Source organism: Stenotrophomonas sp. TEPEL (assembly GCF_004348785.1).
GTDB classification, from domain to species: Bacteria; Pseudomonadota; Gammaproteobacteria; order Xanthomonadales; family Xanthomonadaceae; genus Stenotrophomonas; species Stenotrophomonas indicatrix.
The window spans coordinates 1,759,071-1,769,899 of the sequence record NZ_QQXJ01000001.1; the positions used below are offsets into that span (position 1 = coordinate 1,759,071).

Annotated in this window: 8 protein-coding genes; 5 read left to right on the forward strand and 3 right to left on the reverse strand. The window is 67.5% G+C overall.

Going from position 1 to position 10,829, the window contains the following annotated elements; all coding sequences use genetic code 11:
* The first annotated feature begins 4 nt into the window (after positions 1-4).
* Positions 5-2,731, forward strand: coding sequence for a TonB-dependent receptor (locus tag TEP_RS07930; RefSeq protein ID WP_132824869.1), 2,727 nt, complete (start codon positions 5-7; stop codon positions 2,729-2,731).
* Positions 2,732-2,786: 55 nt separating this feature from the next.
* Here the strand turns inward: TEP_RS07930 and TEP_RS07935 are convergent, their stop codons facing one another.
* A complete protein-coding gene (locus TEP_RS07935) occupies positions 2,787-3,428 on the reverse strand; it encodes a hypothetical protein (protein WP_132824870.1) in 642 nt (213 codons plus the stop codon).
* Positions 3,429-3,612: 184 nt separating this feature from the next.
* On the opposite strand from TEP_RS07935, the gene TEP_RS07940 reads away from it, so the two are divergent.
* Entirely contained in the window at positions 3,613-4,773 is a 1,161-nt protein-coding gene (locus TEP_RS07940; RefSeq protein ID WP_132826481.1) for an amidohydrolase family protein, read from the forward strand.
* Between the two features lie 449 nt (positions 4,774-5,222).
* Here TEP_RS07940 and TEP_RS07945 read toward each other — a convergent pair whose 3' ends face one another.
* Complete coding sequence (locus TEP_RS07945; RefSeq protein ID WP_132824871.1) at positions 5,223-6,104, reverse strand: LysR substrate-binding domain-containing protein; 882 nt, start codon at positions 6,102-6,104, stop codon at positions 5,223-5,225.
* A gap of 94 nt (positions 6,105-6,198) precedes the next feature.
* Between TEP_RS07945 and TEP_RS07950 the strand changes: the two genes are divergently transcribed.
* Positions 6,199-6,900 (forward strand): ankyrin repeat domain-containing protein, encoded by a 702-nt coding sequence (locus tag TEP_RS07950; RefSeq protein ID WP_132824872.1) that lies wholly within the window; start codon positions 6,199-6,201, stop codon positions 6,898-6,900.
* A gap of 48 nt (positions 6,901-6,948) precedes the next feature.
* Positions 6,949-8,415 (forward strand): amidohydrolase family protein, encoded by a 1,467-nt coding sequence (locus TEP_RS07955; protein ID WP_132824873.1) that lies wholly within the window; start codon positions 6,949-6,951, stop codon positions 8,413-8,415.
* A gap of 15 nt (positions 8,416-8,430) precedes the next feature.
* Here TEP_RS07955 and TEP_RS07960 read toward each other — a convergent pair whose 3' ends face one another.
* Positions 8,431-9,360: a LysR family transcriptional regulator gene (locus TEP_RS07960; RefSeq protein WP_132824874.1), complete on the reverse strand. Its 930-nt coding sequence runs from the start codon at positions 9,358-9,360 to the stop codon at positions 8,431-8,433.
* A gap of 94 nt (positions 9,361-9,454) precedes the next feature.
* Between TEP_RS07960 and TEP_RS07965 the strand changes: the two genes are divergently transcribed.
* A complete protein-coding gene (locus TEP_RS07965; protein ID WP_132824875.1) occupies positions 9,455-10,651 on the forward strand; it encodes an MFS transporter in 1,197 nt (398 codons plus the stop codon).
* Positions 10,652-10,829: the final 178 nt, after the last annotated feature.

Consider the following 10,829-nt stretch of genomic DNA (forward strand, 5'->3'; position numbering starts at 1 on the left):
GCCCATGTCCGCCTCTTCCCTGGCGCTGCGCCCGCGTCCGCTGGTGCTTGCCTTGTCGTCCCTGATGCTGGCCTCGTTGCCGGCCTTCGCGCAGGAAAGCGCACCCACCTCATTGCAGGAAGTGAAGGTCACCGGCTCGCGCATCCCGCGTGCCAGTGTCGAGGGGCCGTCGCCGGTCACGGTGATCAGCCGCGAGCAGATCGATGCGCAGGGCTACCGCAATGCATTCGATGCGTTGAGCGCGCTCACCGAGAACACCGGCAACGTGCAGGGCGAGGACTTCGGCAATACCTTCACACCGGCGGCGAACACCATCAACCTGCGTGGCCTGGGCCCGAACCGCACGCTGGTGCTGGTCAACGGCCGCCGCCAGGCCGACTATCCGCTGGCCTACGAAGGCTCGGTGAACGTGGTCAACCTGGCCAACATCCCCAGTGCGCTGATCGAGCGCATCGAGGTGCTGGCCGCAGGGGCATCTGCGGTGTATGGCTCCGATGCCATCGCCGGTGTGGTCAACATCATCCTCAAGGACCGCTTCGACGGCGTGGACGTCAATGTGCGTGCCGGCGGCACCCAGCAGGGCGGTGGTGACAACCAGCGCGTGCAGGTGGTGGGCGGCAGCTCGGGCGAACGCTGGGAAGGCCTGTTCGGCTTCGAACTGGACGTGCGCAAGGCGATCCACGCGCGCCAGCGCGATTTCATGGACTCGCTGGACGATGACCCCACCGGCAAGGCGCCGCAGCCAACGGCCGTCGCCTATCGTCGCAATGCAGCCACCGGTCGCAACATCGATCCGGGCGCCGCCGGCTGCGATGCGGCTTCGGCCATCTACGGTGGCAGCGTGCTGCGCGCCAACAACCCGCGCCAGGGCTGGTATTGCGGCAGCAACGAAGCCGCTGCCAGCTACTGGACCGTGCAGACCGAGAAGCGCAACCTCAACGGTTACGGCCTGCTGACTTTCCACGTCAACGACACCACCGACCTGTTTGCGGATGTCGCGCTGGGCAGCGCACGGATCAACAACAATACCCGTGCGCCCACCTGGACCTCGTCACGCAACTACTTCTACAACCAGAACACGGGCAACCTGGAGAGCTGGTACCGCCGCTTCGCGCCGGAGGAAATCGGCGGCCTGCCGCGCAATGCCAACCGCTTCCTGGAAAGCTCGTGGTCGTTCAACGTCGGTGCGCGTGGCCAGATCGGCGACAGCGGCTGGGACTACGAGGCCGTCTACAGCCGCTCGCGCTACGAGAACCGCACGCGCCGCCCGGTGCTGCTGGCCGGCATCAACGAGTACCTGCTGGGCCCGCAGCTGGGCGTGCGCAACGGCGTGGAGGTCTATGCACCAGACGCCGCGCGCCTGTTCCAGCCGTTGACGCCCGATGAATACGGCCGCCTGTCCGACTACCAGGAGAGCCGCAATGCCGCGTGGCTGCAGACCTTCAGCGCGACGGTCAACGGCCGTCTGTTCGCGTTGCCCGGTGGCGATGCCGCATTGGCCGCGGTGGTCGAAGCGGGCAGCCAGGGCTACCGCAACCGCCCGGACCCGCGCTTGGGCACCGGCGAATTCTGGAACACCAGCGCCGGCATCGGTGCCGGTGGCGAACGTGACCGCTATGCGGCCGGTGTTGAACTGCAGCTGCCGTTGCTGCAGTCGCTGACCACCACCCTGGCAGGTCGCTACGACCAGTACCGCGCCGGCGGGGAGCATATCGGCAAGGCGACCTGGAGCTTCGGTGTCGAATTCCGTCCGATCGAAAGCCTGCTGATCCGCGGCACCGCGGCCACCAGCTTCCGTGCGCCGGACATGAACTATGTGTTCGCCACCGAGACCCGTGGCTACAACCCCGGCATGACCGACTACTGGCGCTGCCGCACCGCCGGCCAGTCGTATGACAACTGCGACTACAACGGCCTGTCGATCGACTACAGCAACCGCGCCAACCCGCAGCTGCAGCCCGAGTCGGCCAAATCGTATGGCTTCGGCGTGGTCTGGTCGCCACTGTCCGGGCTGGATTTCAGCGCCGACTACTACGACATCCGCATCGACAACGAAGTGACCAGCCTCGACACCAGCCGCATCCTGCGTGATGAGGCCGATTGCCGGCTGGGTCGCACCCTAGGCGGCGAAGCACGCGACATCAGCTCGCCGCTGTGCCAGGACGCGCTGTCGCGGGTGATCCGCAACCCCTCCACTGCCACCGTGCAGCCGGACCAGGTAACCCGCGTACTGATCAACCCGATCAATGCGGCATCGGAATCGGTGCGCGGCATCGACCTGAAGGGCAACTGGCGCTTCGATGCGGGCCGCTATGGCCGCTTCACCACGCGCCTGGCCTATACCCTGGTGCTGGAGCATGAGTACAAGCAGTTCGCCGATGACGAAGTGCGCGACATCCGCAATTCGCTGGATGACTACCAGTGGCGCAGCAAGGCCAATGGCAGCATCACCTGGAACCAGGGCGACTGGACCACGACGCTGTATGGCAACCGTTTCGGCTCGCTGCCCAAGACCGATGGCAGTGGCCGCATCGCACCGTACATGACCTACAACGCCAGCGTGTTCCGCCAGTTCGGCGAAAACCTGTCGGTGGGCGTGATCGTCAACAATCTGCGCGACAGCCGCCCGCCGGCGGACAAGAACGGTGGCGGTTGGCCGTTCTATCCGGTCGGCAACTACGACCCGTATGGCCGTCAATTCTGGGTGCAGCTGGATTACCGGTTCCGTTAAGCGATGCAAAACGAAAGGCCCGGCATTGCCGGGCCTTTCTTTATCTGCGGGTGGATCAGGGCAGTGCCTGTGTGAGGTACGACTCGATGACGTAGCTGAAAGGCTGCTGCTGGCGGTCGCGCAGCAGCGCGCGCACTTCCAGGATCACTCCATGGTCGCCATCGCCGCGCGGCGGCCAGAACGTCTGGTCGGTCACGGTCTGGCGCTGGAAGCCGAGCGGACCGACCACGCGGCCGAATGGCTCGTCGGTGGTGTCCAGGACCTGGTTCATGGCCGGGCTGAGATGGTCGGGCAGGTACCAGTTGTCGGCCTCGGACAGCACGCGGCTGCCGCAGGCCAGCTGCACGCGGCGGTAGCGCAGTGGCGTGGAGGCAGTGGCGCCCAGGGCCTGCAGCACGTCGGCCGGCGCGGTCTTGTCCTGGCCGTGCACACGCACGGCACGGACCCGGGCCTGCTCGGCCAGGCCGTGCTCGGCGCACCAGCTTTCCAGGGTGGCGGTGGCACTCTGGCCGGCCAGCACGCGCTGGTGCAGTACCTCCACCAGCGCGGCCGAGGCAATCCGCTGCTGGCCCGGCGGCGCCTGCAGGGGCGCGCTGGCGCTGGCATCGGTGGCGGACAGGCTGGCAATCGGGGCAGCGGCCAGCAGGGACGCGGCCTGCCAGCGGCGAAGACGATCGTGGCGGTCGGACGGGCCCATGCGGCATCACAGCGGAAACAGGTGCCCATGTTACCCGTTCAGGCGTGTATCCGGCGTCCCTGAGGCGGACGGTCGCGGGCGGGATTCATCGCGCCGGTGAATGCATGGCATGCAGATATTTCGTTGGCCGATGGACGCGGCGGCGGGCAGGATGGCGCCAGTGTCGGCTTTCCGGGAGAACCTGATGACCCTGCAGTTCGTCCATGGTGGCGTCGATCGCGACGGTGCCCCGCTGCATTTCCACATCCGTGATGGCCGGTTTGTCGGCATCAATGGCGACGATGCAGCAGCACGGGGAGCCGAAAGCGTCGATCTGACCGGCTTTACCGTGCTGCCTGGACTGGTTGACGGCCATATCCACCTGGACAAGAGTTTCGTCGGAGACCGCTGGCATCCGCATCAGCCGGTGAACAGCCTGCGCGAGCGTCTGGCGGTGGAAAAGGCCGCGATTGCCACCGCCGCACCCATGGCCGATCGTGCCGAGGCCCTGATCCGCCAGTGCAGCGGATTCGGTACGGTGGCGATGCGGTGCCACGTCGACATCGATGGCAGCACCGGCCTGCGTCACCTGGAGGCGGTGCGTGAAGCGGCGCTGCGTTGTGCCGACATCATGCGCATCCAGTGGGTGGCATTCCCACAGGCCGGCGTGATGTCGTGCCCGGGTACGGCGGCCATTCTGGAACAGGCGATTGCTGCCGGGGTGGAGGTGCTTGGCGGCATCGACCCGAGCACGCTGGACGGAGATGCCGAAGGCCAGCTTGCGTTGTTGTTCGGGCTGGCCGAGCGCTATGGCGTGCGTCTGGACATCCATCTGCACGAGCCGGGCGAGACCGGGCTGGCGCAGCTGCTGCGGATTGCCGCGCGCACACGCGCGGCAGGCCTGCAGGGCAGGGTGGCGGTCAGTCACGCCTATGCGCTGGGCGAGGTGCCGTTGGCGCGGGCGCTGCAGGTGGGTGAGGCCTTGGCTGCCGCAGGCGTAGCGATCATGAGCAATGCGCCGGGCGACCATCCGTTCCCGCCGCTGCGTGCTCTGCACGACGCTGGTGTGCGCGTGTTTGCCGGCAACGACAACATCCGCGACTGCTGGTGGCCCTATGGCAATGGCGACTTGTTGCAGCGGGCGATGCTGCTGGGCTATCGGTCGGGCTTCTACACCGATGCGGACCTGATGCTGGCGCTGGACATGGTCACCACCCATGCGGCGGAGGTGATCGGGTTGCCGCAGCATGGCATTGCAGAAGGTCGTCCGGCCACCTTCGTGGCGGTGCGTGCCGACCATGGCCCGGCGGCGGTGGCCGCAGTGCCTGCCGAGCGACGCGTGGTGGTTGACGGCCGTTGGCTGTAGCGGCCGGGCGGCGCCCGGTAGCACCTGGTAGTGCCGGCCGCTGGCCGGCAACTTCAACAGCCGAAGCAACAGCCGGAGCAACAGCGGCATATCGAGGCAGGGCGGTGCGGTGTCGGATTGCGGGGACGCCGCAAGTACGTCCCTGTAGGCTCAGCCGCGCCATCCATGGCGCGGATGCCCCGCAATCCGACACCGCCCCGCCTTCGACAGGTTCCCGGTGACCGGTAGATCCACGCCATGCGTGGATGAATCTCCATTGGAAATCGAATATCTCGAAAAGCATCCACGCGTGGCGTGGATCTACTGGTCGACCAAGGTCGACACCTACCAACAGCGTCACAGAGCGCGGTCCCACAGGAAACCAGCTGTTGCCGTTGCCGTTGCCGTTGAGGTTGCCGGCCAGCGGCCGGCACTACCGCTTCGGCGGGTGCAGGGCGCAGCTCTGCCGACTATTCCGGCTCGCGCTGTACCTGGCGCCATAGCTCGCTGGCCAGCGCACGCACGGCATCATCGGCATCGGCGCGATGCAGCAGGCCGATCTCGTAGTTGTCGACAAGGGGCAGGTCGCGCTCGCCATCGATGATGCGATGTTCGCGGGTGACCGCGCGGCGTGGCAGCAGGCTGATGCCGATGCCATCGGCCACCGCACCTTGGATGCCACTCAGCGACGAACTGGTGAAGGCGATGCGCCAGCGCAGGCCCAGCGCCTCCACGGCGTGGATCATCTCGTCGCGGTACAGCCCGCGTGGCGGGAAGGTCACCAGCGGCAGCGGGTCCTGCTGCAGGCAGCTGCTGCGCAGGCTGTCGATCCAGTGCATCGGCTCGCGCCGGCAGTGCACGGCCTGGCGGGTGTTGCGACGCTGCTTGATCAGCACCAGGTCCAGCTCGCCGTGGTCGAAGCCCTGCGCCAGGTCACGGCTGAGGCCGCTGCTGATTTCCAGCTTGACCTGCGGGTGGCGGCGACTGAAGGCGGCCAGCATGCGCGTGGTCTGCGGGTTCACGAAGTCCTCCGGCACGCCGATGCGCACCGCGGTCTCCACGGTGGCGCCGGCCAAGGCCTGGGCCAGTTCCTCGTTCAGATCCAGCATGCGCCGGGCATAGCCCAGCAGGGTGTGGCCGGCGTCGGTGGGGTGCACGTCGCGGTGGCCGCGTTCAAGCAGGCGGTGGCCGGCAAGCTCCTCCAGGCGGCGGATCTTCTGGCTGACCGTGGACTGGGTTGAATGCAGGCGGGTGGCCGCCGTGGTGAAGCTGCCACAGTCGGCGACCATCACCAGGGCCCGCAGCAGGTCCAGTTCGAACAGGGTCCTATTCGATTTGGCACTGTCTTGCATTTGAACATTTCACTTCTGGATACCCGTGCCGACTTCTACCATGCAGGGCAGGGGCCGGCAATGGCCGGCGCCATTGCGCATGAGGAGAGTCACGATGCACCACCCTCGCTCCCGGCAGCGCCGTTCGGCATTGGCCCGCATGGTGCTGTTGTGCCTGCTGGCCATGGTCATCCCGGCGTGTATGGCGACGTCCCGAAGCGACGCCGATGCGCAGCTGCGCGATGCCGCCAGCCGCGGTGATGCCCGCGCCGTGCGCAAGGCACTGGATGCGGGTGCCGATCTGGAGGCGCGGGACGGCCAGGGCCGCACGGCCCTGCTGCTGGCCACCCACGGCAACAACGTGGACGCGGCGCGCGAACTGATCGAGGCCGGTGCCGATGTCAACGCCAAGGACGCGTTGCAGGACAGCGCGTACCTGTATGCCGGCGCGCGCGGCCTGGATGAGATCCTGGCGCTGACGCTCGCCCACGGTGCAGACCTGCGCAGCACCAACCGCTATGGCGGTACCGCGTTGATTCCTGCCGCCGAACGCGGCCACGTCGCCACCGTGCGTACGCTGCTGCGCGCTGGCGTGGCCGTGGATCATGTCAACCGCCTGCGCTGGACTGCACTGCTGGAGGCGATCCTGCTGGGCGATGGCGGCCCGCGCCACGTGCAGACCGTACAGCTGCTGCTGGACGCTGGCGCCAACCCCGAGCTTGCCGATGGCGACGGCGTAACGCCGCTGGCGCACGCCCGGCAACGCGGCTACGCCAACATCGAAACAGTGCTGCGCCAGCATGGCGCGACGCGCTGACATCTGCCCCTTCCACCGCACGCTGCCGTGCCCACCAGGATGCCGTCCATGTTCCGTTCCCATCCGTTGTCCGTTGCCGTCCTTCTTGCCGTTGCACCGCTGTCGGCGTCTGCCGCCGAGCGCGCCGATCTGCTGATCCGCAACGCCACGGTGGTCGATGTCGAGCACGCACGCAGCGTGCCCGGGCAGAGCGTGGTCATCCGTGGCGAGGACATCGTCGCGGTCGGCCCCGACGCGCAGCTGCGCGGTCAGTGGAGCGCCAGCCGGCAGATCGACGCCAAGGGCAAGTACCTGATTCCAGGCCTGTGGGACATGCACGTGCATTTCGGCGGCGGCCCGGCGCTTGTGGAAGAGAACAAGGCACTGCTGCCGCTGTACATCGCTCATGGCATCACCACGATCCGCGATTGCTCCGGTGATCTTCCGCAGCAGGTACTGCAGTGGCGCGGCGACATCGCCAACGGCACGCTGTTCGGTCCGCGCCTGCTGACCTCCGGTGCGAAGATCGAAGGCATCAAGCCGGTCTGGAAGGGCACCATCGAAGTGGGCAGCAAGGCCGACGCGGACAAGGCGATCGAGCGCCTGCAGCACGACAAGGTCGACTTCGTGAAGATCACCGACAGCACGCTGACGCCGGAGCTGTTCCTGTACTCGGCCAGCGCGGCGCGCAAGGCGGGTCTCAAGGCCTCGGGCCACATTCCGATGGCGTTGACGGTGGAGCAGGCCGTGGATGCGGGCCTGGCCTCGATCGAGCATCTGGACTATGCCTTCAAGGCTGGCAGCAAGGACGAGGCGCAGATCGCGGCCGATTTCGGCGCCGGGCGCATCGATCGCGCCGAAGCCAACCGCCGGCTCGACGCCAGCTTCGATCGCGAAACCGCGCTGCATGCCTACCGTGATTTCGCCAAGCGTGGCGTATTCGTGACGCCGACCCTCAACGGTGGCCGCATCCTCGACTTCCTCGACCAGGACAACCACGCCAACGACCCGTATCTGGCCTATATCGGCCCGGGCCTGCGCGCGACCTACACCTGGCGCATCGAGCGCGCGGCCAAGGCCACCCCGGCGCAGATCGAGGCGCGCCATGCGCAGTACCACCAGGTGGCTGCGGTGCTGCCGCTGCTGCAGGAAGCGGGAGTGACGATCATTGCCGGTACCGATGCCGGCTTCCTCAATTCGTTCAACTACCCGGGCATCGGCCTGCACCAGGAACTGCAGCTGTTCGTGAAGGAAGGCCTGAGCGCACCGCAGGCGCTGTCGGCCGCGACCCGTTCGGGCCCGGCCTGGTTCGGCCAGATGCAGCGCTATGGCGGCGTTGCCACGGGCAAGGCGGCCGATCTGGTGCTGCTGACCGCCAACCCGTTGCAGGACATCGCCGCCACCGAAAAGATCGACAGCGTGATCCTGCGCGGTGATGTGTACGATCGCGCAGCGCTGGACAGGATGCTGGCCGACACCAAGGCAAAGGTCGCTGCATGGAATGCCGAGGCGAAGCAGGATCATGCTTCGCAGTGATGTGGCCGGTGGCGGCTAGCGCGGTGCCGGCCGCATGCCGTGCAGCTGCGGCAGCGTGGTTTTCATCGCGTCGATGAAGGCGCGCAGGCGCAGCGGTTGCTGTCGTGCAGCGGGGAACACCAGATGCACCGGCAGCGGTGGTGCCTGCCAGTCCGCTAAAAGCTGCACCAACCGGCCTTCGGCCAGATCCTCGGCCACCAGCCAGGCCGATACCACTGCGGCTCCCAATCCCGCACGTGCGGCCTGCTGCACCACGAACAGGTTGTCACTCAGCAGGCGCGGCGTGATCGACAGCGTGTGCGCATGGCCCTGCGCATCGTGCAGCAGCAGACGTTCGCGGTAGTAGGTGACCAGCGAGATCCACGGCAATGCCTGCGCCTGTTCGGGGGTGGTGATCGACTCCACATCGGCCAGCGACGGTGCGGCCACGACAATGCGAGGTACTTCGGCCAGCGGCAGGGCAACGACGCGCGGTTCATCGACCGCGCCGACCCGCACCGCGCAGTCGATGCCTTCGGCGATGAAGTCCGGGCGGCGGTCCTCGAGGATCCATTCCAGGCTCAGTTGTGGGTGCTGGGCCAGGAAGTCGAGCATGGTGGGCAGCAGCTGTGCCTGGCCGAACGCATGCGGCACCATCACCCGCAGGCGGCCGCTGAGCATCTGTGTCTGCCCGTGCAGCTCGGCCTGCAGCGCTTCCCATTCGTCCACCACCCGCTGCGCATGGCGTTGGCAGCGCTGGCCGTCCTCGGTCAGCAGCAGGCCGTGGGTCGAGCGCTGCAGCAGGCGCAGGCCCAGCTGCCGTTCCAGGGCTTGAAGCCGACGGCTGACGGTGGGCTGGGTGGTGCCCAGCTGCACGGCGGCAGCCGAAAGGCTGCCGCTGTCGACGATGCGCAGGAAGGTACGCAGCAGGTCCAGGCGGTCGCCGCCCGATGCAGGATCGTTCATGCGCATGGCGTATGTGAAGTATGTGGTTGAGCCTACTACAGACGCCTCGCGAATGTAGGCACGCTAGGCTTCAATTCCCTCCCTGGTGCCCTCCATGCCCACTCCCTCGATCTCAACCGTCGTCTCTGCGCCACGCACTGCGCCCGCCCCATCCCTGGTGCTGGCCATGGCCGCTGGCGCGGGCTTTTCGGTGGCCTCGCTCTATTACAGCCAGCCGATGCTGGGCCTGATCGCGCAGGATCTGGCTGCGGGCGAGCGTGCCGTGGGCCTGGTGCCGACCCTGACCCAGCTGGGTTATGCGCTGGGCATCCTGCTGCTGGCTCCGTTGGGCGACCGCTTCGACCGGCGCAACCTGATCCTGCTGAAGTCGGTGCTGCTGGCGTTGGCCCTGGGGGCGGCGGCCTTGGCCGGCCAGCTGCTGGGCCTTCTTGTTGCCAGCCTGCTGGTGGGGCTGATGGCCACGCTGGCACAGGACATCGTGCCGGCCGCCGCGGTGCTGGCACCGGATGCGCAGCGCGGGCAGGTGGTGGGCAGGGTGATGACCGGCCTGCTGCTGGGCATCCTGCTGTCGCGCGTGGTCAGCGGCGTGGTGGCCGAAGCCTGGGGCTGGCGCGTGCAGTTCGGCCTCGCTGCGCTTTCGGTGCTGGCGATGGGGGCGGTGATGGCGCGCGCACTGCCGCACTTCGCTGCGACCAGTACGCTGCGGTATCCGGCGCTGCTGGGTTCGTTGCTGGCGCTCTGGCGTGAGCAGCCGCAGCTGCGCCGCGCCGTGGCCAGCCAGTCGCTGCTGGCGGTGGGCTTCAGTGCGTTCTGGTCGACGCTGGCGCTGATGCTGCACGCACGGCTGGGCCTGGGCAGCGCCGCCGCGGGTGCGTTCGGCATTGCCGGTGCTGCGGGTGCATTGGCGGCACCGGTCGCCGGTCGTTTTGCAGATCGGTTGGGCAGCCCTGCGGTCGCGCGGTTGGCGATTGCCGTCGCCCTGGTTGGCTTTGCGCTGTTGCTGGTCGATTCGTGGCTGCCGGCGGTGGCGCTGCTGCCGTTGCTGGTGGTCAGCGCGCTGCTGTTCGACTTCGGTTTCCAGTCGGCGCTGGTCGCGCACCAGACGCTGGTCTACGGCTTGGTGCCGCCGGCGCGCAGTCGCCTCAATGCACTGCTGTTCACCGGCATGTTCATCGGCATGGCTGGCGGCGGTGCGTTGGGCAGCCTGGCGCTGGCGCAGTGGGGTTGGCACGGGGTGGCGTGGCTGGCGACGATCTGTGCCGGTGGCAGCCTGCTGATCCGTCTGCGTTGAGGGTGGTTCGGCAGGGCTGCGCCCTGCACCTGCCGAATCAACGTCAACGTCAACATCAAAGTCAAAAGCGGGCTATCCGTGGGTTGGCGGGGCGGTGTCGGATTGCGGGGACGCCGCAAGTACGTCCCTGTAGGCTTGGCAGCCGCATCCATGCGGCTGACACCCCGCAATCCGACAC